Source organism: Plantibacter sp. lyk4-40-MEA-4 (assembly GCF_030209415.1).
GTDB classification, from domain to species: domain Bacteria; phylum Actinomycetota; class Actinomycetes; order Actinomycetales; family Microbacteriaceae; genus Plantibacter; species Plantibacter flavus_A.
In genome coordinates this window covers 27,998-48,944 of the sequence record NZ_JARVSA010000002.1, presented here as the reverse complement: position 1 = coordinate 48,944, position 20,947 = coordinate 27,998, and the positions used below count along the sequence as shown (strand labels likewise).

The 20,947-nt window shown below is 70.2% G+C and carries 18 protein-coding genes and 1 tRNA gene; 12 read left to right on the top strand and 7 right to left on the bottom strand.

All coding sequences use genetic code 11. From position 1 onward, the window contains the following. Window positions 1–49: 49 nt before the first annotated feature. Window positions 50–721 (bottom strand): response regulator, encoded by a 672-nt coding sequence (locus QRN44_RS02285; protein WP_285038189.1) that lies wholly within the window; start codon window positions 719–721, stop codon window positions 50–52. After that, window positions 718–2,460 carry a sensor histidine kinase gene (locus QRN44_RS02280; protein ID WP_285038188.1) on the bottom strand — a complete coding sequence of 581 codons (1,743 nt, stop codon included), beginning with the start codon at window positions 2,458–2,460 and terminating at the stop codon, window positions 718–720. The genes QRN44_RS02285 and QRN44_RS02280 overlap by 4 nt, the downstream gene beginning before the upstream one ends. A 228-nt stretch (window positions 2,461–2,688) precedes the next feature. Between QRN44_RS02280 and QRN44_RS02275 the strand changes: the two genes are divergently transcribed. Further along, a complete protein-coding gene (locus tag QRN44_RS02275) occupies window positions 2,689–4,113 on the top strand; it encodes a CitMHS family transporter (RefSeq protein WP_121290346.1) in 1,425 nt (474 codons plus the stop codon). Window positions 4,114–4,132: 19 nt separating this feature from the next. On the opposite strand, the gene QRN44_RS02270 is transcribed toward QRN44_RS02275, so the two are convergent. Further along, window positions 4,133–4,630, bottom strand: coding sequence for a LysM peptidoglycan-binding domain-containing protein (locus QRN44_RS02270; protein ID WP_175116207.1), 498 nt, complete (start codon window positions 4,628–4,630; stop codon window positions 4,133–4,135). 164 nt (window positions 4,631–4,794) lie between these two features. Between QRN44_RS02270 and QRN44_RS02265 the strand changes: the two genes are divergently transcribed. Then, entirely contained in the window at window positions 4,795–5,829 is a 1,035-nt protein-coding gene (locus QRN44_RS02265) for a Gfo/Idh/MocA family protein (RefSeq protein WP_085510392.1), read from the top strand. On the opposite strand, the gene QRN44_RS02260 is transcribed toward QRN44_RS02265, so the two are convergent. Beyond that, complete coding sequence (locus tag QRN44_RS02260) at window positions 5,792–6,994, bottom strand: glycosyltransferase family 4 protein (protein WP_285038187.1); 1,203 nt, start codon at window positions 6,992–6,994, stop codon at window positions 5,792–5,794. The two genes, QRN44_RS02265 and QRN44_RS02260, sit on opposite strands and share 38 nt — an antisense overlap. A gap of 116 nt (window positions 6,995–7,110) precedes the next feature. Here QRN44_RS02260 and QRN44_RS02255 point away from each other — a divergent pair, with 116 nt between their 5' ends. The 3 genes from QRN44_RS02255 to QRN44_RS02245 all read left to right on the top strand — a co-directional run bounded on the left by QRN44_RS02255 (window position 7,111) and on the right by QRN44_RS02245 (window position 12,394). After that, a complete protein-coding gene (locus QRN44_RS02255) occupies window positions 7,111–8,325 on the top strand; it encodes an ROK family transcriptional regulator (protein WP_285038186.1) in 1,215 nt (404 codons plus the stop codon). Window positions 8,326–8,424: 99 nt separating this feature from the next. Next, a complete protein-coding gene (locus tag QRN44_RS02250) occupies window positions 8,425–12,162 on the top strand; it encodes an AAA family ATPase (RefSeq protein ID WP_194602036.1) in 3,738 nt (1,245 codons plus the stop codon). Between the two features lie 16 nt (window positions 12,163–12,178). Beyond that, window positions 12,179–12,394 carry a hypothetical protein gene (locus tag QRN44_RS02245; RefSeq protein ID WP_121289797.1) on the top strand — a complete coding sequence of 72 codons (216 nt, stop codon included), beginning with the start codon at window positions 12,179–12,181 and terminating at the stop codon, window positions 12,392–12,394. 36 nt (window positions 12,395–12,430) lie between these two features. Here the strand turns inward: QRN44_RS02245 and mscL are convergent, their stop codons facing one another. Genes mscL through QRN44_RS02230 form a run of 3 tightly spaced genes read right to left on the bottom strand, consistent with a single transcriptional unit; the run spans window position 12,431 to window position 13,902 of the window. Next, window positions 12,431–12,877, bottom strand: a complete 447-nt coding sequence (gene mscL, locus QRN44_RS02240) for a large conductance mechanosensitive channel protein MscL (RefSeq protein WP_064296544.1) — start codon at window positions 12,875–12,877, stop codon at window positions 12,431–12,433. A 51-nt stretch (window positions 12,878–12,928) separates the two neighbouring features. Further along, window positions 12,929–13,270, bottom strand: coding sequence for an FmdB family zinc ribbon protein (locus tag QRN44_RS02235; protein ID WP_285038185.1), 342 nt, complete (start codon window positions 13,268–13,270; stop codon window positions 12,929–12,931). Between the two features lie 32 nt (window positions 13,271–13,302). After that, entirely contained in the window at window positions 13,303–13,902 is a 600-nt protein-coding gene (locus QRN44_RS02230; protein ID WP_285038184.1) for a 5-formyltetrahydrofolate cyclo-ligase, read from the bottom strand. A 153-nt stretch (window positions 13,903–14,055) separates the two neighbouring features. Between QRN44_RS02230 and galU the strand changes: the two genes are divergently transcribed. From galU to QRN44_RS02195, 7 genes are all read left to right on the top strand, one after another. Beyond that, window positions 14,056–14,949 carry a UTP--glucose-1-phosphate uridylyltransferase GalU gene (gene galU / locus QRN44_RS02225; protein ID WP_064296542.1) on the top strand — a complete coding sequence of 298 codons (894 nt, stop codon included), beginning with the start codon at window positions 14,056–14,058 and terminating at the stop codon, window positions 14,947–14,949. A 135-nt stretch (window positions 14,950–15,084) separates the two neighbouring features. Continuing rightward, window positions 15,085–15,738: a GNAT family N-acetyltransferase gene (locus tag QRN44_RS02220; RefSeq protein WP_064296541.1), complete on the top strand. Its 654-nt coding sequence runs from the start codon at window positions 15,085–15,087 to the stop codon at window positions 15,736–15,738. Between the two features lie 84 nt (window positions 15,739–15,822). Beyond that, window positions 15,823–16,848, top strand: a complete 1,026-nt coding sequence (locus tag QRN44_RS02215) for a hypothetical protein (RefSeq protein ID WP_285038183.1) — start codon at window positions 15,823–15,825, stop codon at window positions 16,846–16,848. A 107-nt stretch (window positions 16,849–16,955) separates the two neighbouring features. Beyond that, entirely contained in the window at window positions 16,956–17,609 is a 654-nt protein-coding gene (locus QRN44_RS02210) for a hypothetical protein (protein ID WP_147427088.1), read from the top strand. A gap of 51 nt (window positions 17,610–17,660) precedes the next feature. Continuing rightward, a tRNA-Ala gene (locus QRN44_RS02205) sits at window positions 17,661–17,737 on the top strand. Window positions 17,738–17,884: 147 nt separating this feature from the next. Beyond that, on the top strand, window positions 17,885–19,060 hold the full coding sequence (locus tag QRN44_RS02200; RefSeq protein WP_285038182.1) for a N(5)-(carboxyethyl)ornithine synthase: 1,176 nt from the start codon (window positions 17,885–17,887) through the stop codon (window positions 19,058–19,060). Window positions 19,061–19,395: 335 nt separating this feature from the next. Continuing rightward, window positions 19,396–20,667 carry an HNH endonuclease signature motif containing protein gene (locus tag QRN44_RS02195; protein WP_285038181.1) on the top strand — a complete coding sequence of 424 codons (1,272 nt, stop codon included), beginning with the start codon at window positions 19,396–19,398 and terminating at the stop codon, window positions 20,665–20,667. The last annotated feature ends 280 nt before the right edge of the window (window positions 20,668–20,947 follow it).

The window sequence follows — 20,947 nt, the reverse complement described above, 5'->3', positions numbered from 1 at the left end:
GCTGGGCGATGTCGTGGGGGGATCGCCCAGCCGACGGCGTGTGGACGCCTCAGCGGCTGATGTTTGGCGGCGCGTACCGGTGCTCTGGACGCCCCGTGGTCCCGTACCGCAGCTGCGTCGTCAGGAGACCTCGGGCGGCCAGCGCGGAGAGATACCGTTGCGCCGTCGCGCGTGAGACGCCGACCAGCTCGGCCACCTCGGCGGCCGAGCGCTCGCCGTCCGCCTCCGACACCGCTTCGAGGACGGCCGTCTCCGTGGCGGACCTCGACCGGGTCGTCGCCCCGGCGTCGCCGGAGTGCAGGATGCGCAGAGCGCGCTCGATCGTCTCCTGGTCGGCGTTCACCGCCTCGCCGAGGACGTTCCGGAACCGGGCGTAGGCGGCGAGTCGGTCCTGGAGGACCTGCGGCGCGAACGGTTTCACCAGGTAGCCGAGGGCTCCCGCACGAAGCGCTCTGCGCACGGACGCTCCGTCCGATGCTGCGGAGACGATGATGGTGTCGATCGGGAGGTCCACCAGGAGCTCGAGCCCGTTCCGATCGGGAAGGTAGCCGTCGAGGAGCACGAGGTCGGGTGGCTCGGTGGCGATGCTCTGCGCGGCCTCGGCGGCCGACCCGACAGGACTGAGCGCGCGGAAGCCGTCGACCTCGTCGACGATCCGGCAGTGCAGGCGGGCGACGTGGAAGTCGTCGTCGACGACCAGCACGGTGAGATCGGCCGTCATCGTCCCTCTCCCGCCAGGGACGGCGCCGGATCGACCGTCCCGGGGAGCCGTGCGCAGAAGACCGCTCCGTGTTCGCCGCGGACGCCGGGGGACGCCAACCAGACGTCGCCTCCTCGACGACGCGCGATGTCGCGCGAGAGCGGCAGACCGAACCCGTGGCCGTGGACGTCGTCCGGGTCGCCAAGGCCGATGGTCGGGGCGGCGGTTGGCGCGTCGTCCTGGCCGGTCGCCGCGACGCCGTCACCTGAGTCCATCACGGAGCAGTGCAGCTCGGTGCCGTGGTCGAGGACCTCGACCTCCACCCAGGCCGGTCGGACCCGGCCCGCGACGGCCGCGTTCACCGCATTGTCGAGCAGGTTGCCGAGGACGGTGGTCACGTCCTCAGGATCGCACAGGGAGCCGGTGACGAGGGTCTCGGAGCCGATGGTGACGAGTACCCCGCGTTCCGCGGCTTCGACCCCCTTCGCACCGAGGAAGGCCTGGAGGTAGGGCTCGGTGAGGCGGTCAGCGTGCTGGACCGGGTACTTCAGCGGTCCGTGGTCGAGTACGTTGGCGAGATACTCGCGTGCCTCGGCGTCCTGCCCGGTCTCGAGGAGGCCGGAGATCGCGTGCAACCGGTTCGCGAACTCGTGCCGCTGCGCGCGGAGGGCGGTCGTCATCGTCGCGACCGCGTCGAGCCGCCGGGTGAGCGCCTCGACGTCGGTGCGGTCGCGGACGACGACCACTCGCCCGAGGTCGACGCCGTCCCGGGACACGGGCCGGACGTCGACGAAGAGGACGCGGGACCCGACGACGAGCTGGGCCGAGGTCGGCCTCGCGGCGTCGTCCGCGACGAGGTGCACCAGTCGCTCGGGCAGGTCGAGGTCGTCGAACCGACGCCCGATGACCGACCCGATGTCGAGGAGCCTGGCCGCCTGCTCGGTGCACACCGTCACGTCGCCGTCCGGCGAGACACCGAGGACGCCTTCGCCGACCCCGCCGAGGACCGCAGCCTGGTTCTGCACGAGCGCGGCGAGTTCCTCCGGTCCGAGGCCCAGGGTCAGCCGCCGCAGCCGCCGCCGGATGAGCATCGAAGCGATCAGACCGATCGTCAGCGCGAGCAGCGCTGCGCCCGCGACCAGCATGGTCTCGCCCACGACGTCGGCGAACACGCGCTGCGGGGCGAACCCGACGCTGATCTCGCCGACGACCTCGCCGGCGCCGGACGAGACCACGGCCCCACCGGTGTCGGAGGACTCGGCGGCGAAGACGGGCACCTTGGCGCGGGCGGACGGGCCGAGGGTGCCGGTCTCCCACGAGACCGACTCCGTCCCGGCCAGGGCCGCCTCCGCACTGGTGCTCACCCGGAGCCCGAGCTGGTCGGGGTCGGGGTGCGCCAGACGGATCCCGCGCTCGTCGGTGATGACGACGAAGAGCGCCCCGGTCCGTGTGCCGACCTCCGTGCCGAGCTCCTGCAGGGGACCGGTCCGAAGGTCGGCCGCCGTCGGCGTCCCCGGGGTACGTGCCTCGAGCGTCACGGCGGTCCGGACGTCGGGATCGCTCGCGACGCTCTGGGCGATCGCGAGCGCGGTGGACTGGGCTTCGTGCACGAGGCGCTCGCTGCTCATCCAGGCGAACACGCCCGTGCACACGGCGACGACAGCGATGACGACGACCAGCTGCAGCACCAGCACCTGCGCCGCGAAGCTGGAGCGCCCGGCCCGTCGTCGACCTGGCAGCTCCGCTTCCTCGCCGATCATGGCTCCGATCGTACGTCGCCGGGGCGATGGGCGGCGTCGACCGCGTGATGAGCAGAATGCGCAGAAGGCGGTGTAACCCGCAGTTCCGAGCCGAACGCCCACAAGCGAGACAGCTCCGTGCCACTCCCGTACGGTTCCGGGAACGCCCGCCGCGCTCGGTCCATCGCCCGTGTCGCCGCGTGGCGTCCCGTCGTGCACACCGCGGTGCACGCAGACGAAGGAGTCGACATGCTGGTCATTCTCGGATTCGCGATGATCCTCACCTTCATGGTGCTGATCATGACGAAGCGCCTCACCCCGATGGTGGCGCTCATCATCGTCCCAACGGTCTTCGGGCTGTTCGCCGGCGCCGGACTCGGGCTCGGCGACATGGTCATCGAGGCGATCGGCAGCCTCGCTCCGACCGCCGCCCTGTTGATGTTCGCGATCATGTACTTCGGGATCATGATCGACGTCGGGCTCTTCGACCCGCTCGTCCGGTTCATCGTCCGTGCGCTGGGCAACGACCCGGCGAAGATCGTCGTCGGTACGGCGCTCCTGGCGGGCGCGGTGTCACTCGACGGCGACGGGTCGACGACCTTCATCGTGACGACCGCCGCGATGCTGCCGATCTACCTCAGGCTCGGCATGAACCCGGTCGTCCTCACCTGCGTCGCCGGGCTCGCGAACGGCACGCTCAACATCGTCCCTTGGGGCGGGCCGACCGTCCGCGCCGCCTCGGCCCTGGGCGTCTCACCGACCGAGATCTTCGTCCCGATGCTGCCGTCGCTCGCCGCCGGCCTCGTCCTCGTGTTCGCCTTCGCCTGGTTCCTCGGGCTGGGGGAGCGCAAGCGCCTCGCGGGCGTCGACCTCCTCGGCGAGGGTGCCTCCGGCGTCGCCGCACCGGCTTCGGGTTCCGGGCCCGCCGACCACCCGCTCACCGGCGGCATGTCGACGACCTTCTCGACCAGTGCCCGTGGGCGCCTCGCGACCCTCGTCCGCCCCGACGACACGGCCATGGCGGACACGATGCTCGACCCGGAGCGCGACACCCTGCGCCCGCGACTCATCTGGGTCAACCTCGTGCTCACGGTCGCGGTCATGACGATGCTCGTGCTCGACCTCGTGCCGTTGCCGTACGTGTTCATGGTCGGCACCGCCATCGCCCTCCTGGTGAACTTCCCGAGGCTCGCGCAGCAGTCCAAGGAGATCGTCGCCCACGCCCCGAGCATCGTCGGCGTGGTCTCGATGGTGCTCGCGGCCGGTGTGCTGATCGGTGTCCTCAACGGGACCGGCATGGTCACCGCGATGGCCGACTGGATCGTCGACATCATCCCGACGGAGCTCGGTCCGTTCCTCGCGGTCATCACCGGGGTGCTCAGTATCCCGATGACGTTCTTCATGAGCAACGACGCGTTCTACTTCGGCATCCTGCCGGTGCTGGCCGAGAGCGCCTCGACCTTCGGCATCGAACCGGTCGAGATGGCGCGTGCGTCGATCACCGGTCAGCCGGTCCACCTGCAGAGCCCGCTCGTTCCGGCCATCCTCCTGCTCGTCTCGCTCGCCAGCGTGAACCTCGGCGACCACCACAAGAAGGTGCTGTGGCGCGCCGCGATCGTCTCGCTCGTGATGCTCGTCGTCGGCGTGCTCGTCGGCACCATCCCGTTCGGCTGACGCCGGCGGGCGCCGAGGCTCAACGCGTGGTCGTCCAGTCGAGGTTGACGACGTCGCCGATGTAGATGTCGAGTCCGAGGCCGGGGATCGACGGGTTCATGCGGAGCAGCTGCTGCTGTGGTAGGTCGAAGCGCTGCGCGATGTCGAAGAACACGTCGCCGGCGACCACCGTGTAGGTGAGCGGGTTGCCCTCGGCATCCGTGGCGACCGGGCCGAGCGCGCCGTCCCGCGGCCCGAGGTCGAACGCGGGGCCCTCCGGAAGGGGTTCCGCCGGTTCCGCCGGCGCGTTCGGCACGATCGGTGCCGGCTCAGGAGGCAGGGCGTCGCGCGCGGTCGAGGTGGGCACCGGGGCGACCGAGGGCGACGGGTCCGGCTGCTGGGTGACGACCACCGTCACCGGAGGCGGGGCCGGCTGCGAGACGCAGCCGCTCAGGGCGAACAGACCGGCCACGCCGATCGCGAGGGTCCGGGCGTACGCCAGTGCACGTCGACGCCCGGTCGATTCCTTCGGCCCCACAGCGCATCCCCCCAGGATGGACCAGGCCCGCAGCGCGGTCGGCTGGGCTCGGTCGAACCCTCAGCCTACGGCGAGGCGCGGCGAGTCCGAGCAGGGCTAGCCCCGAAATCGCGAGCGCCGGAGGCCCTCCAGTAGGCTGCTGGAACGCGCATCGAAGGAGAGCCATGACGGAGCAGGACATCGACCGGACCGGAACGGGAACCCCCGCGGCAGGACCGTCCACCGGTTTGCGATGGGGCATCCTCGGCCCCGCCGGTGTCGCGAAGAGCTTCACCGCCGACCTCCGACGGCACGGCTTCGACGTCCGAGCCGTCGCCTCGCGATCCGCCGAGACCGCAGCCGCGTTCGCCGCCGAGTTCGACATCCCGAACGTCCACGTGGGGTACGAGGCGCTCGCCGCCGACCCCGAGGTCGACGTGATCTACATCGCGACCCCGCACCCGTTCCACGCCGAGCAGGCGGTGCTGGCGCTCGACGCCGGGAAGCACGTCCTCATCGAGAAGCCCTTCACCCTCAACGCCGCCGAGGCGCAGGCCGTCGTGGCGCTCGCCGCGGAGCGTGGCCTGGTCGTCCTCGAGGCGATGTGGACCCGGTTCCTCCCGCACATGGTCCGGCTCCGCGAGTTGCTCGCCGACGGTGTCATCGGACAGCCGCGCAGCCTCGTCGCCGATCACACCCAGCTGCTCTCGGACGACCCGGAGCACCGCATGAACAACCTCGAGCTGGGCGGCGGGGCGCTGCTCGACCTCGGCGTGTACCCGGTCTCCTTCGCGTCGTCCGTCTTCGGGACCCCGACGACGATCCAGGCCACGGCCGCGCTCCGCGACACGGGGGCGGACATGCAGGTCGCGACCCTCTTCGGCTACGCGGACGGCCAGGTGGCGAACACCCTGTCGGCGAGCAACACCGTCGGCCCGAACCGCGCGGCCATCGTGGGGACCGACGGCTGGATCGAGTTCGACCGCGTCTGGTACACGGCGACGACCTTCCGGGTGTTCGGCACCGACGGCGAGGTCGTCGAGACCTACCGTTCCGAGGTCGACGGCCGCGGGATGCACTTCCAGGCGTGGGAACTCGAACGGCTCGCCTCCGAGGGCCGCCTCTCCGGTGACATCATGCCGCTCGCCGAGACGGTCGCGATCATGGAGACCCTCGACGAGGTCAGGCGCCAGATCGGCGTCCGGTACCCGGGCGAATGACCCGAGGCGCCTGAACACGCGGGTCGAGACCGATCCGTCGTGCCCGAGCGCCCTCGTGCAACTCGATGGCGTCGCTGTAGTGCCCGATCAGGGCGCTGCTGACGCTCTTCCAGCTGCGCGGCAGGACGCCGGCCCGAGCTGCGGCACCGAACGCCGCCCGCTTCACCTCGTCGCCCACGAGGTCCTGGACGAACCCGCGCAGCTGTTCGAGCCTGCCGGGTTCGTAGAGCCACCCGGTGCGGCTGGAGTCGACGAGGTCCACCGGTCCGCCCCGACCGGTCGCGACCACGGGTACCCCGGAGGCCATCGCCTCCTGGATGGTCTGGCAGAAGGTCTCCGACTCGCCGGGGTGGACGAACACGTCCAGCCCGGCCATCGCGACCGCCAGCTCCTCGCCGCCCAGGAATCCGGTGAAGACCGCGTTCGGAAGTCGCTGTTCGAGCGAGGCACGCAGCGGCCCCTCGCCGACGATGACGAGCTTCACGCCCGGGAGTCCGCCGAGCACCGCGAGGTCCTCGACCTGCTTCTCGGCTGCGAGTCGACCGACGTAGCCCACGATGCGCTCGCCGCCGGGAGCGATGGACCGACGCCAGGCCTCGCTGCGCCGTTCCGGGGAGAACCGGACGGCGTCGACGCCCCGCACCCACAAGCGGACCCGCGGGATGGCGTGCGCCTCCAGCTGCGCGATCGACTGCCGTGACGGCGCGAGCGTGAGCGTCGACCGGCCGTGGAGGCGCTCGACGTGTTGCCACAGCAGCGCTTCGGCGACCGGGAACCCGTACCGTCCGGCGTAGGCCGGGATGTCGGTCTGGTACACGGCGACGGTCGGGACGCCCAGGCGCTCGGCGGCCTGGACACCGCGCCAGCCGAGGACGAACGGCGAGGCCAGGTGCACCACGTCGGGGCGGAAGCCGCGGAGGAGCTCCGTGATCCGGCCGACCCCGCCGGCGGCGACCCGCACGTTCCGGTAACGGGGGAGCGGGATCGACGGGACGCCGTCCACCCGGAAGCCCTCGTGGAGCCGCGGCGTCGAGGCTCCGGCGCCGGGGGCGATGACGAGCACCTCGTCCCCTCGGTCCGCGAAGTGCTCCATGATGCGGAGCAGGGAGTGGGTGACGCCGTTCATCTGCGGCAGGAACGACTCGGTCACGATTGCGATCCTCACACCCACGATGCTCCGCGTCGTACGGGTCGCAGCGGTGCCCGGCGGGCGACGTGTCGGTGACCATCGGGTGACATCGCGGTGCCGCACGATGAGGCGCAGCCTGCTTTACTTATCGCATGAGTGCTGGTGGATTCGGAAGCGGCGGCGGGAGCGCGTCGGAGCGGATCGAATCCTTCTCGTACACTCCGGCGCGGCGGCTCCGGCCGAACGCGAAGGTCCTGCCGGAACACGCCCGTGGTCATAACCGGGCGCTCGTCCTCCAGACCCTCTTCGCCAGCGGTGCCATGAGTCGGGCCGACATCGCCCGCGCCACCGGCCTGACCCGGGTGAGCATCTCCGACCTCGTCGCCTCGCTCATCGCGGACAACCTCATCGTCGAGGTCGGCCTCCGCGAGACCTCCCGCCCGGGCAAGCCCGCCACACTCATCGACATCAACCGCGACGAGTTCCAGATCGTCGGCCTCGACCTCTCCGACACCGAGGTGTTCAGAGGTGCTGTGCTGACCCTCGACGGCGAGGTCGTGACGATGCTCGAGGTGCCGCTCGACGGTGCCACGGGGGCGGACGCGATCGCGAAGGCCGTCGCGCTCGCCGCAGACCTCGTCGAGGAGGCGACGGTCGAGGTGCTGGGCATCGGGGTCGGTTCGCCCGGCGTCGTCGACATGACCGGGACGGTCCGCAGCGCGCCGAACCTCGGCTGGACCGACGTCGACCTCCAGGGGGCTATCGAACAGGTCGCCCAGGTGCCGGTCCTCGTCGCGAACGACGCCAATGCCGCCGTACTCGCGGAGTACAGCTTCGGCGGGGCGGACGGCGACCTCATGCTCGTGAGCGTCGGGAACGGTGTCGGGGCGGGGCTGCTCGTGGGCGGTCACCCGCTCTTCGGGAGCCGGTTCGCAGCCGGCGAGATCGGCCACGTGGTCGTCGGCACCGACGGCGGACCGCTGTGCGCATGCGGGAAGCGCGGGTGCCTCGAGGCCTGGCTCGCCGTGCCGCACCTGCGTGAGCTCCTCGCGGGGGCTGAGGCGAGCGATCTTCCCACCGCTGAGATCGAGCGGCGTCGCGAGGAGATCCTCCGCGCCGCGGGGGAGCGCCTCGGTGTCTCGCTCGCCGCGATCGTCGGTGCGCTGAATCTCTCGGAGATCGTGGTGAGCGGCCCGGAGGAGTTGCTCGCCGGCGTGCTCCTCGACGCGGCGATCGAGACCGTGCGGGCGCGCACGATGACCGAGTTCCACGGCGGCGTCCAGATCCGGATGAGCGAGCAGGGCGCCGACATCGTCCTGCGGGGCACCGCGGTGATGGTGCTCTCCGGCCTCCTCGGCGTCTCCTGACCCTCGGACGACGCGCGCGTCGCACATTTCCTCGGCGGACTCGGCGAAAAACCGCACCGCTTCCCGGTGTTTCCACTACCGGGCACGTATGGTGCAAGTGTGTGGCGGCTAGAGAAGAGACGGGATGACGGCGACGTGACGTCCGGAGTCGAACGGGAAGCAGCGGAGGCGCAACTCCGCGAGGGTCCCGTGGCGGCATCGGCAGGCGTGGTCGACACGGCGCTGCACGCCTGGCGTCAGCAGCTCAGCACGGTCGGCGGCCCCTCGCCGCTGCTCCATTTCGTGGACGCCCCGACGACCCGGGTGGAGCTCAGCTCGACGCATCCCGGTGGTCTGCCGCAGTTCATCTCGGGCAAGTCGACGCTGCTGTCGAACCTCATCCGCGACGAGATCGCGCTCCGCGGTGCGAAGCGCGCCGCCGACCGCATCACGACGAAGGGCATCGAGCTCTCCACCGTCCGCGGCATCGACGCCGTCCACCTCGCCGTCGGCCTCGCCCAGTGGACGCATCAGGGTGAGGACTTCAGCGCGCCGGTCCTGCTCCGGCCGCTGGCCATCCGCCGGTACGGTCGCGACTACGAGGTCAAGCTGCGCGGCGCCACGACCGCGAACCCGGAACTCGTCCGCGCCCTCCGCGAGCAGTTCGGCATCGTCCTCGATCCCGACGAGTTCGTCGCGCTGAGTGAATCGGGTGGCGTGTTCAAGCCGCAGCCCGTCATCGACCGCCTCCGCTCGCTCGCCGCCGGGCTCGAATGGTTCACCGTGCAGCCGCGTCTGCTCGTCTCCTCGTTCGCCGCCGTCGGTCACTCCCTGCTCGACGACGCCGCCAAGCTCGACCACCCGATCCTCGACGCCGTCGCCGGCGACGAGGGTGCGGTCGGCCTCGTCCGCAGCAGCTTCACGCCCGTCGACGCGCCGGGCCAGGACGACCGCCCGCCGTCGACCGACACCCTCCTGCTCGACGCGGACGTCGAGCAGGAGAACGTCATCGCGCAGATCGGCGCCGGCAACTCGCTCGTCGTCACGACGCTGCCGGGCACCGGCGGGACGCAGACCATCGTGAACGCCATCGGCGTGCTCGCTTCGCAGCACAAGCGCGTCCTCGTCGTCAGCCCCCGTCGCTCCACGCTGGAGGGCATTCGCCACCGCCTGACCAAGGTCGGTCTGCCGGGCCTGTGCGCGTCGCCGTCGACCCTCCGTCGCGACCTCATCCAGGCGATCACGCGCAACGAGCGGGCGATCCCGCCGCAGGTCGGCGAGGTCGACGACGCGCTCGTCCGGCTGCGTCGGGTCCTCATCGACTACCGCACCTCGCTGCAGGCGAAGGACCCCGATCTGCGGGTCTCGGTCATCGACGCGCTCGAAGCGCTCTCGAAGCTCTCCAAGCTGCCGCACCCTCCGGGAACCCTGGTCCGCCTCGACCGCCAGACGCTCGTCGGACTCGCAGCGGGCCGCTCCCGCGCGGCGGAGGCGCTCGAAGGCGCGGCCGCCCTCGGTGAGTTCCGCTACGGACCGGGCGACTCGCCCTGGTACGGCGCGTCGTTCGACACGACCGCGGAAGCCCAGGAGACCCACGACCTCGCCAAGCGCCTGCACCGCAAGGACCTGCCGCAGTTGCTGGAGCGTGCGTACGGCCTCATCGGGCAGACGCAGATGCGGCCGTTCGAGTCCATCGACGAGCTGGGCATCTACCTGCGACTCCTCGCGGACATCCGTGAGACGCTCGACCGTTTCCAGCCGGACGTCTTCGACCGGTCGCTCGCCGACCTCATCGTCGCCACGAGCCCGCGGAAGGACTCCGCCGCGATGTCGTCGGCGAGCCGCCGGCGACTCAAGGCCCTTGCCAAGGAGTACCTGCGGCCCGGCGCACACGTGCCCGACATGAACGCCGCGCTCCGCCGGATCCAGCAGCAGCGCACCCTGTGGCAGCGCTACGTGACGACCGGTGCGCCGCCCGAGGTGCCGCTCGGCATCGCGGACGTCGAGCAGGCGTACCAGACGGTCGCCGCGAAGCTCGAGCTGGTCGACCAGCCGCTCGGCATCGCCGACACCCCGGACCGCCTCGGCCGCCTCGCGATCCCGAGTCTCGTCCGCACGATCTCCGAGCTCGCCGCCGAGTCGGAGGTCCTCCACAACCTCCAGGAGCGCACTGCGATCCTCGCCGGCCTCCGCGAGCAGGGTCTCGGCGAGCTCATCGTCGACCTGTCCCAGCGGCACGTGCCGCGGACGCGCCTCGCCGACGAGCTCGAACTGGCCTGGTGGCAGTCGATGCTCGAACTGGTGCTCACCGAGGACCGCGGTCTGCTCGGCGCGAACACGAGCGTCGTCGAGCGCCTCGAGTCCGACTTCCGACTGGTGGACGAGGCGCACGCCTCCGCGTCCGGGCAGCTCCTCGCCTCGCTGCTGGCCGACACCTGGAAGATCGGTCTCGTCGACCACGCCACCGAAGGTATGGCGCTCCGCTCGCTCCTCAAGCGCGATCGACCGCTCCGAGCGGCGGAGCTCGAGCAGGCGGCACCCACCCTGTCCCGCGTCCTCGCTCCGGTCTGGCTCGTCTCGCCGTACGAGGTGCCCCGCATCCCCGAGAGCGCGTCCTTCGACGCCGTCTTCCTCGTCGACGCGGGGGCGACGCTCCTCGCGGAGAACGTGGACGCCATCCGTCGTGCGCGTCAGGTCGTCGCCTTCGGTGACCCCGTGACGCAGAGTCCTTCGCCCTTCGAGATCCGTCTGACGGATCAGGAGGCGACGCCCGAGCAGCACGCCGACATCGCCGAGCTGCACCGTGAGTCCGCGCTCGAACAGCTGAGCTCCGTCCTGCCGACGCTCATGCTCACGCGCTCCTATCGCGCGGGAGGCGAGGACCTCGCCGAACTCGTCAACGAGCGGTTCTACGGTGGTCAGATCGATTCCCTGCCCTGGGCGGGTTCATTCCTGGGCCACGGCAGTCTGAGCCTCGACTACGTGCCCGGCGGGCTCGGCATGCCCGACCCGGTCACCGGAGCGGTGGAGAGTGTCGACGTCGAGGTCGAACGGGTCGTGGAACTCGTCCTCGAGCACGCCTCGAACCGCCCGAAGGAATCCCTGATGGTCGTGACCGCGAGCGACAAGCACGCGGTCCGGGTCCAGCAGGCGGTCCTCGCAGCGTTCTCCCGTCGTGCCGACCTCTCCGACTTCCTCCTGCGCGAGCGGGCGGAACCGTTCACCGTCCTGACACTCGAGCAGTCCGTGGCCGAGAGCCGCGACCGCGTCATCTTCTCGATCGGGTACGGTCTGACGCCGCACGGACGGGTCCTGTCCGATTTCGGCGCACTGGGTCAGCCGGGTGGCGACCGGTTGCTCGCGGTCGGTATGACGCGTGCGCGGCGGTCCATGGTGATCGTCTCCTGCGTCCGCCCCGAGGACCTCGACCAGAACCGGATCCAGCACGGCATCCTCGCGCTCGCACGCATCCTCACGGACACGTCACGCCGCGCCTCCGAGGATCAGGCGACGCACGAGGCCGAGCCGATGCTCGTCGACCTCGCGACGCGCCTCGAGACACTCGGGATGCGGGTCGACATGGGCTACCGCGGCAAGCTCGCTTTGGTCGCCTCGTGGGGTGGCCGAGCCGTGGTCGTCGAGTGCGACGAGGAACTGGGTGACGCGAGCCTCCGGGAGTCGCTGCGGCTCCGCCCCGACGTCCTGCGCCGTCTCGGCTGGCACTACGTCCGCGTGCACAGCTTCGACCTCTTCGCCGACGCCGAGGCGGTGGCGCAACGCGTGGCCGGTGTGCTCGGGCTCAACACGACCGAGCACCTCGACACCGCGCCGATCGCCGTGCAGGTCCCACGCCACTGATGGTCGGACACTGATCATGGAGGACGATCAGGAGCCACGGATCGTCCGTCCCCGAGGATCGAGGCGGGCGATCCGCCCCGGTGCTCCCGGGACGGATCCCGCGCCGCAGCTGCCGGCCGATCCCGTCAAGGCTGCGGAGGACACCGACGCCGCTTGGGGTGGAACCGCCAAACCCGCTGGCGGCGGTGGCAACGACGACGAGCTGCAACGCAACGTCCCGCCCCACTGGTGAGCGGGACGGGACGTCGGTGCTGCTCGACGAGTCGGACTAGCGGCCGTCGGTCGTGTCGTCGCGAGCGGGCGGCAGCGGAGCGCTCGTGCCCGTCTTCAGCACGTCGCGGATCTCGGTAAGCAGCGACAGCTCGCTCGGTGCTGCCGGCTCATCAGCGATCGTCGGCTTCGTCGTGACGCGCTTGAAGTGGTTCATCGGCAGCACGATGACGAAGTAGACGACGGCGGCGACCAACAGGAACTGGATGGTCGCGCCGATGAACGCGCCGAAGTGGATGACGGCAGGGTCGCCGTCGACCGTCGGGATGGAGACGTTGAACGCGTCGTTCAAGCTCTCCGCGCGGAAGAGCGCCCCGAGCAGCGGGTTGAAGATGTTCTCGACGAGCGAGTTGACGATGGCGGTGAACGCGGCCCCGATCACGACGGCCACTGCCAGGTCGATCACGTTGCCGCGGAGGATGAACTCCTTGAAGCCTTTGAGCATGGGGTCTCCCTGAGGATCGGGGATGGACAGGACCCTGGCTACGCTACCGGCTCAGGACGCGGCGCTCCCGGCGGAGGCCGGTGTGGCGCTGGAGCCGGAGCTGGAGGAGCCGCCCGAAGAGGAGGATACGCCCGTGGTGTCTGAGGAGGACGAGCTCGACGACCCCTCCGAGGACTTCGAGGAGGCCGGGATGGAGCTCGAGCCCTTGCCTGCACCGGCGCGGGAGTCCGTGCGGTAGAAGCCGGAGCCGTTGAACGTGACACCGACCGCGCTGAACAGCTTGCGCAGCTTGCCGGAGCACGCCGGGCACTCGGTGAGGGAGTCGTCGGTGAAGGACTGCTGGACGTCGAAGGCGTTGCCGCACTCGGTGCAGCGGTAGGCGTAGGTGGGCACGGGGTCTCCTGGGATGTGGTGGGTCGGCGCGCTCAGCGGCGCGGTCTGACCTGGTCGAAGTCGAGGATGCGGCTCGGGGTCACGGCACCGCCGACGGGTTCGTCGTGGATCTCGCTCGGGACCTCGTCGAGGATCTCGGTGTCGTACAGCACGGCGTAGACGGGAGGGCAGCGCTCCATCGAGCCCAGCGTCTTGTCGAAGTACCCGCGCCCCCAGCCCATGCGCATGCCGTGGGCGTCGACGGCTGCCGCGGGGACGAGGATGAGGTCGACATCGTTGATCGCGATGGGGCCGAGGGTGGTACCCACGACCTCGGGGGTGCCGGCGAAGCCCACCGTCTCGATGCCCTCTTCGCCGATCGTCCAGTCGAGGAGCCCGTCGGTGCGGGTGATGGGGAACAGGATGCGGATGCCCGCCTCCTGCGCCCATTGCAGGAAGGGCCTGGTGTCGGGCTCGCTCGGGGAGGACAGGTAGCAGGCGATCGAGCTCGCGCCGAATCGGGAGACCAGGGCTCGGAGGTTGTCCGTGAGGCCGGTGGTCGACCGCTCCTTCTCGAGGGAGGTGAGCAGCTCCCGTCGCTCACGGAGCTCGGCGCGCAGCGCTCGTTTCTCGTGTTCGGAGGGGCTCGTCATGCGACCCATTCTAAACGGCTCGTCGTCGCGCCCGGCTCGTTGCCCGTCGTCCTACCCGACATCCGCCGCCTCGTCCAGGGGTTCAGGGGATTTCACCCTCGATCGAGGGGGTATTCGGGTACTTCACCGACTCCACACGATAGGTTTTTCCTCATGACCACTCGTGTTACCAAAGCAGTCATCCCCGCAGCAGGTCTCGGCACCCGGTTCCTTCCGGCGACGAAGGCCCTGCCGAAGGAGATGCTCCCCGTCGTCGACAAGCCGGCCATCCAGTACGTCGTCGAGGAGGCCGTCAGCGCCGGGCTCGCCGATGTGCTCATGATCATCGGCCGCAACAAGAACGCACTTGCGAACCACTTCGACCGCGTGACCGAGCTCGAGCTCAACCTCGCGAAGAAGGGCGACACCCAGCGCCTCGAGAAGGTCAACGAGTCGAATGAGCTCGCCGACATCCACTTCCTGCGCCAGGGAGACCCGAAGGGCCTCGGCCACGCCGTCCTCCGGGCGAAGCGCCACGTCGGCGACGAGCCCTTCGCCGTGCTCCTCGGCGACGACCTGATCGACGCCCGCGACGTCCTCCTCGAGCGCATGCTCGAGGAGCAGGACAAGCGGAACGCGACGATCATCGCCCTCATGGAGGTCGACCCTGACTCGATCCACATGTACGGTGCGGCAGCCGTCGAGGCGACCGACGACTCCGACGTCGTGCGGGTGACCGGCCTCGTCGAGAAGCCTGCGAAGGAGGACGCCCCGTCCAACCTCGCCATCATCGGTCGCTACGTGCTGAAGCCCGAGGTGTTCGAGATCCTCGAGCGCACCGAGCCGGGCAAGGGTGGCGAGATCCAGCTGACCGACGCGCTTCAGGAGATGGCCGCCGACGTCGAAGGCACGGGCGGCGTCTACGGCGTCATCTTCCGTGGCCGTCGCTACGACACGGGCGACCGCCTCGACTACATCAAGGCGATCGTGCAGCTCGCGGTCGACCGCGAGGACCTCGGTCCCGAGCTGCGTCCGTGGCTCAAGGACTTCGCCGGGGACCTCGACTGACTCCAGCCGACGACACACGCCGCGCCCCGGGTCCGCAACCGCGGATCTCGGGGCGCGATGCTGTCGACGACGTGGTGTCGGTGCATCGGTGAGCGCTCCACTAGGCTCACCACAGAACGCGAGAGGGGTGGCACGGTGGCGCAGGTCGTACCCGTTCTGAGCAGTGGGCGAGTGAGCATCCGGCCGATCAAGGTCCGTGACGCGAGACCACTCGAGCGCGAGCTCGCGGAGAACCGAGCCTGGTTGCGCCGCTGGGAGGCGACGAGTCCCTACGGCCCGGTCCCGGCCGACAGCCGTGCGGCGATCCGGTCGCTGCAGAACCACGCGCGCTCGGGCGCGGGCCTTCCGTTCGTCATCGAGGTCGACGGGGAGTTCGCCGGCCAGCTCAACGTCTCCGGCATCACGTACGGATCGCTGGCCTCGGCGTCGATCGGCTACTGGGTCTCCCAGCGGTTCGCGGGTCTCGGTGCCACACCGATCGCGACCGCTCTGGCCACCGACCACTGCTTCACCGCCCTGCAGCTCCACCGGCTGGAGATCTGCATCCGGCCCGAGAACGCTCCGAGCCTTCGGGTCGTCGAGAAGCTCGGGTTCCGATACGAGGGTCTGCGCCGCCGCTTCATCCACATCGACGGCGACTGGCGCGACCACTTCTGCTTCGGCCTCGTCCGCGAAGAGGTCCCGGGCGGCGTCCTCAACCGGTGGTTGGACGGCCAGGTCCCGAAGGACGCGTGTGTGATCCCCGAAGCCGACCGTCTCGCGGCCGCGGCGCCGTTCCCCACTCGCTGAGCAGGTAGCCGTTTTCCCCCTCCATCCGGGGACACACCCAGCTGTTGATCGGTCTCAGGTCATCGACCCGCTACGGTCAGGGACATGGACGGCGGATTCCTGAGCGGTGGGGTGATCATTCTGGTCGCAGCGATGCTGTGGCTGGTGTACCTGGTGCCGTCGTGGGTGCGCGACAGTCAGTTCTCGGCCAGCGAGCGCAACGCGATCCGGCTGCAGCAGACGCTCCGTGTGCTCGCCGAGACGGCTGAGGTCCCGGAGGCCGTCCGGCTCGAGGCGACGTCGCGTGAGGTCGCCGCGCAGCGCAAGCTCCTCAAGCAGCTCGAGGCCAGGACGAAGGCGACGGCCGAGGCCGCGGCGCGCGTCGAACTCGCCGAAGCCGACCGGATCCGCCGCGAGGAGGAGGCCAGGGCCGTGCAGGCCGAAGCCGCCGCCCGTGCCGCGGAGGACGCGCGTCGCGCCGCCGCTGCCGCAGCCCGTGCCGTGCAGCGCAACGCCCGAGCGGCGAAGCTCGCGCGGAGTCGTCGTCGGTCGCGGTTGCTCGCGACAACCGTGTTGGTCGCCTCCATCATCGGCTTCTGCTCCGGCGTGACCGCGTTCCTCGCGGGTGGCGGTCTCGTCCTCGGTATCTCGTCCACGGTCGTCGGGCTGCTCGCGCTCTCTGCGCTCTCCCGGATGTCACGTATCGCCCACCGTGCCGTCGCGCCGGTACCGGCGGTCGCGGTCACGACCAGGCGCGTCGAGTCGGCGCTGTTCGAGTACAACGAGCCCGTCAAGGCGGCCTCGCAGGCGCAGACCTGGACGCCGACGTCCATCCCGAAGCCGCTCCACCTCTCCGAGGGGTCCTCGGCTGCCGCTGAACTGGCCAAGGCCGACGCCTACGACCGCCTTCGCCAGGCGGCCATGCAGGAGGCCATCGCCTCCCGCGCCGAGCGTCTCGCGCCGGTCGTGCCGACGATCGTCCGGCGTCCGGAGCCCGTCGCCGCTCCGCAGCCCGAGCGCGTCGAACCGCAGCCGGCCCCGAGCCGTTTCGCCTCGATGGGTGTCGTCGACGAGGGCGAGATCGCCGCCGGCGGATCCGCCCTGTTGCAGCGTCGCCGCGCCGCGGGCTGAGCCCCGACCGCGCCCGTCCGGTCGTTCATGAACCGGTCACCGGCGACGGATAGACTCGTCGAGGGGGTTCGTCGCTCGGTTCTCGTCGACGCCCTGGAACGCGAAAGGTGACCATGGGCGTGTGGCGGAAGAGCCGGCGGAAGCCGATGAAGCCCTACGTCGCGCCCCCTGAGGTGGCTCCGCCGCCGGTCGAGCACGCGGTCGAGGAAGGCCTCCTCATCGCGCGGTCCTGGACCGTGGTCGAGGTCACGAACTGGATCATCGAGCGTGCACTCCGCGACGGCGCGTCCTACGACGCGGAGGCGACGCAGGCGGCTGTGCGGCGCGAGCTGGGTCGCATGGCGGACGAGCAGGAGGAGTACGCGGACCTCGCACGGGAGGCGCGACAGACGGCGTTCCAGCGGCGGGGGAGTGCTCGTCATCAGCACGACTACCGTGCTGGCGACCTGAGTGCCCTGTCCCGTCGCCGCGAGGTGTACTCGGGGCTCGCCGCCGAACTCCGTCGGGTGAGCAAGGACGAGGAGTTCGTCGCGGGGATCGCGGAATCCGCTCGTGAGCGTGCGTGGGGCGACCTGGAGCGCGCCATCCAGGCGAAGCTCGACCGGGTCCTCGACGAGCCGGTCGTCGACGAGCACTATCGCCGTGCCCGGAGCCAGCGGCTCCGCTGGTTCCGGGATCTCGACCTCGCTGCCCTCATCGCCGCCAATCCGAAGGACGGCAGCATGCCGGTCGACGACGGCCCGAACCCCTACGAGGACTAGCGCGGCCGGTTCGAAACGGCTCGCCGGTTCTGCTAGCCTGGACGAGTAGTTGGGCCCATGGCGCAGTCCGGTAGCGCACCTCGTTCGCATCGAGGGGGTCAGGGGTTCGAATCCCCTTGGGTCCACCAGCTGCAACGACAACCCCGCGCCTCACGGTGCGGGGTTGTCGCGTTTCCGGGTGTCGGTGGCGTCCTGTCCCATGTCGGCGGCGCCCCGCGTCCTGTACGGTCAGGGGCACGGCGCCGCTTCGGTTCCCGTGAACGGGACGAGCAGTCATGCCAGCACCAACCGAACCGACCGTGCAGCACGATGCCGTCCTCGGGGTGATCGGCACTTCGCTGAAGCCCGACGAACGACGCGTGCCGATCCACCCGGCGCACTTCGAGCGCATCCCGGAGGAGTTCCGGTCTCGGATCGTCGTGGAGCACGGCTACGGTGCCCGGTTCGGTGTCTCCGACGAGGAGATCGCGCCCTCCGTCCGCTCGTTCGCGACGCGCGCCGAGGTCATCGCGCAGGCCGATGTCGTCCTCTTGCCGAAACCGCAGCTCGAGGACGTCCAGGAGCTCCGTGACGGGCAGACACTCTGGGGCTGGCCGCACTGCGTCCAGGACACCGCGCTGACGCAGCTCGCGATCGACAAACGGCTCACGCTGATCGCCTTCGAGGCGATGAACCACTGGGCCGCCGACGGCAGCTTCGGCTTGCACGTCTTCCACAAGAACAACGAACTCGCGGGCTACAGCTCGGTGATCCACGCGTTGGAACTCTGCGGCTCCACCGGCAGCTACGGCCGTCGCCTGACCGCTGTGGTCATCGGCTTCGGCGCGACCGCCCGAGGTGCGGTGACCGCGCTCAACGCCCACGGGATCCACGACGTGCGCGTGCTCACCAACCGCAGGGTCGCGGCGGTCGCGGCGCCCATCCACTCCGCCCGAATGATCCAGTTCGACCACGACGACGGCCCGTATCTGAGCGAGGTCATCACCGACGAGGGTCGCGTGCCACTCGCGCCTTTCCTGGCGGAGAGTGACATCGTCGTCAACTGCACCCTGCAGGACCCCAACGCACCACTGCTCTACCTCCGTGAGGACGACCTCGGCGCGTTCCGACCCGGGAGTCTCATCGTGGACGTCTCCTGCGACGAGGGCATGGCCTTCGAGTGGGCGCGCACGACCGGATTCGACGACCCGATATTCACCGTCGGGCCCGGGGAGATCAACTACTACGCGGTCGACCACAGCCCCTCGCTGCTGTGGAACTCGTCCAGCTGGGAGAACAGTGAGGCGTTGCTGCCGTTCCTGCCCGCCGTCCTGGCCGGACCGGACGCCTGGGTCGACAGCCTGACCGTCCAGCGGGCCGTCGAGATCCAGGACGGCGTCATCCGCAACCCTGCGATCACCGAGTTCCAGCACCGGTCGGCGGAGTACCCGCACGAGGTCCTCCCTGGCTGACCGGTTCTCGGCCGACCGTTCAAGCAGCGGGCCGCGGCGGGCCTTTCGGTGAACCACTGACGGAGGCACCGCGCCCGGGGGGCCTCTCGCGGGCACTTCGACAGGCTCAGTGACCGGGGGTGGTCCACCCGGAACCCTCCGGTCCTCGAGCAATCGTTCCCCGGTCCCTGAATGACCCCTTTCGGTCCCTGAGCCTGTCGAAGGGCGCCCGGAGAACCTCACGAATCCGGCGCCCTTCCCGCGGTCCCTGAGCCTGTCGAAGGGCACACGAGCAACTTCCACAGTCACCCTCACTCAGCATCTGGAATGTCAGTGGTCCGTGGTGGACTTGTCCCATGACCGAGACCACCCTCACCGTGACCCGCGTCGGCGACGAGTACGCCGCGCAGCTCGCGGAGTTCTCAGACCACTATGCCGACATCCAGCGTCGGCGTGCTGCTCTGGACGCCGAGGAGGTCCGCCTCCTGGCCCGTTCCGCCGCCTACGCGGACGCTTTCGCCGACGCCACGGTCCCGGCGATCTTCCCGCCGGCGGAGCGCCAGGCGCTCTCGCGCCGTTCGACCTGCGCGGCCCTCGCGATGGCGACGCGCACGCCCGAGCGGACGGTCCAGCGGGCGACGAACGACGCCGAGCGGCTCGTGAACGAAGCGCCCGCGGTATTTGAATCCCTCGAAGCGGGCCGCATCTCGGCCAGGCACGCGCAGACGATCATCGACCAACTCAGTGACGTGCCGCCTGCGGGGCGGGCGGTGTTCCTCGCGGAAGTCCTGCCGGTTGCGGAAGCGTCCACCAACGCGAACCTCCGGAGACTCGCCCGCGTCCTCCGCGAGCGCCTCCACCCGGAATCGATCACCGCCCGAGCGGTCCGCTCTGAGGCGGACCGCCGGGTGGAGTTCGAGCCGGCCGCCGACGGCATGGCCTGGGTGCACCTGTTCACCACCGCGCCGATCGCGCAGGGCATCATCGAGCGGGTCGAAGCGGCCGCCGCCGAATCGCGCAAGGCCGGTGACACCCGCACCTGCGGACAACTGCAGGCCGACGCCCTGGCGGCGCTTGCACTCACCGGCGTCACGCCCGAGGACGTCCTGTCGAGCCCGGTCCTCCCGCACCCGATCGAGGTCCAGGAGCACATCAAGCCCACGGTCCACATCACCGTCCCCGCGCTGAGCATGGCCGGCGTCTCCGATGCCCCGGCCACGCTCGACGGCTATGGCCCGATCGACCCGGCGACCGCGGCCCGGATCGCGGTGAACACGCCAAGCTTCACCCGGATCCTCGTCCAGCCGGACACCGGCGCGGTCCTCTCCGTCGGCCGCAACCAGTACCGGGTTCCGGCCGATCTGAAACGCGCGGTCCGGCTGCGGGACGGCACTTGTCGGGCACCGGGCTGCGGGAGACGAGCCCGGGCCTGCGACCTCGATCACTCGGTCGCGTGGGAAGACGGCGGCACAACAGATGTGGGCAATCTCGCCTGCCTCTGCCCACATCACCACCGGATGAAGCACTTGCCCGGGTGGAACCTCGACCACGGGCCCGGCGGGGTGCTCGAGTGGACGACACCTGACGGGAAGCAGTATCGGACCGAGCCTGATCCCGCGCCGTTCTGACCCTTGCCGGTCTTTGATCTGCACGAATCGAGCCGGTCGACGTGTCGAAGGGTTTCTCGTGGGCACGTCGACAGGCTCAGTGACCGGGGGAGGTGTGCCCGGATTGATGAGGCGTCCTCGTGGGCACTTCGACAGGCTCAGTGACCGGAAGAGGTTTGCCCGCCATGTCTCGGTCCCTGAGCCTGTCGAAGGGCAGCCTGGGCCGCCTTAACTCGGTGAACGGGGAGGTTCGCGCCGTTCACGTGGGACGGGTCGGGCACGTGAACACGGCCTGAGAGGT

Coding starts and splice junctions, on each gene's coding strand:
- QRN44_RS02285 (WP_285038189.1), bottom strand. CDS start 721: ATGACGGCCGATCTCACCGTGCTGGTCGTCGACGACGACTTCCACGTC.
- QRN44_RS02280 (WP_285038188.1), bottom strand. CDS start 2,460: ATGATCGGCGAGGAAGCGGAGCTGCCAGGTCGACGACGGGCCGGGCGC.
- QRN44_RS02275 (WP_121290346.1), top strand. CDS start 2,689: ATGCTGGTCATTCTCGGATTCGCGATGATCCTCACCTTCATGGTGCTG.
- QRN44_RS02265 (WP_085510392.1), top strand. CDS start 4,795: ATGACGGAGCAGGACATCGACCGGACCGGAACGGGAACCCCCGCGGCA.
- QRN44_RS02255 (WP_285038186.1), top strand. CDS start 7,111: ATGAGTGCTGGTGGATTCGGAAGCGGCGGCGGGAGCGCGTCGGAGCGG.
- QRN44_RS02245 (WP_121289797.1), top strand. CDS start 12,179: ATGGAGGACGATCAGGAGCCACGGATCGTCCGTCCCCGAGGATCGAGG.
- mscL (WP_064296544.1), bottom strand. CDS start 12,877: ATGCTCAAAGGCTTCAAGGAGTTCATCCTCCGCGGCAACGTGATCGAC.
- QRN44_RS02230 (WP_285038184.1), bottom strand. CDS start 13,902: ATGACGAGCCCCTCCGAACACGAGAAACGAGCGCTGCGCGCCGAGCTC.
- galU (WP_064296542.1), top strand. CDS start 14,056: ATGACCACTCGTGTTACCAAAGCAGTCATCCCCGCAGCAGGTCTCGGC.
- QRN44_RS02215 (WP_285038183.1), top strand. CDS start 15,823: ATGGACGGCGGATTCCTGAGCGGTGGGGTGATCATTCTGGTCGCAGCG.
- QRN44_RS02200 (WP_285038182.1), top strand. CDS start 17,885: ATGCCAGCACCAACCGAACCGACCGTGCAGCACGATGCCGTCCTCGGG.
- QRN44_RS02195 (WP_285038181.1), top strand. CDS start 19,396: ATGACCGAGACCACCCTCACCGTGACCCGCGTCGGCGACGAGTACGCC.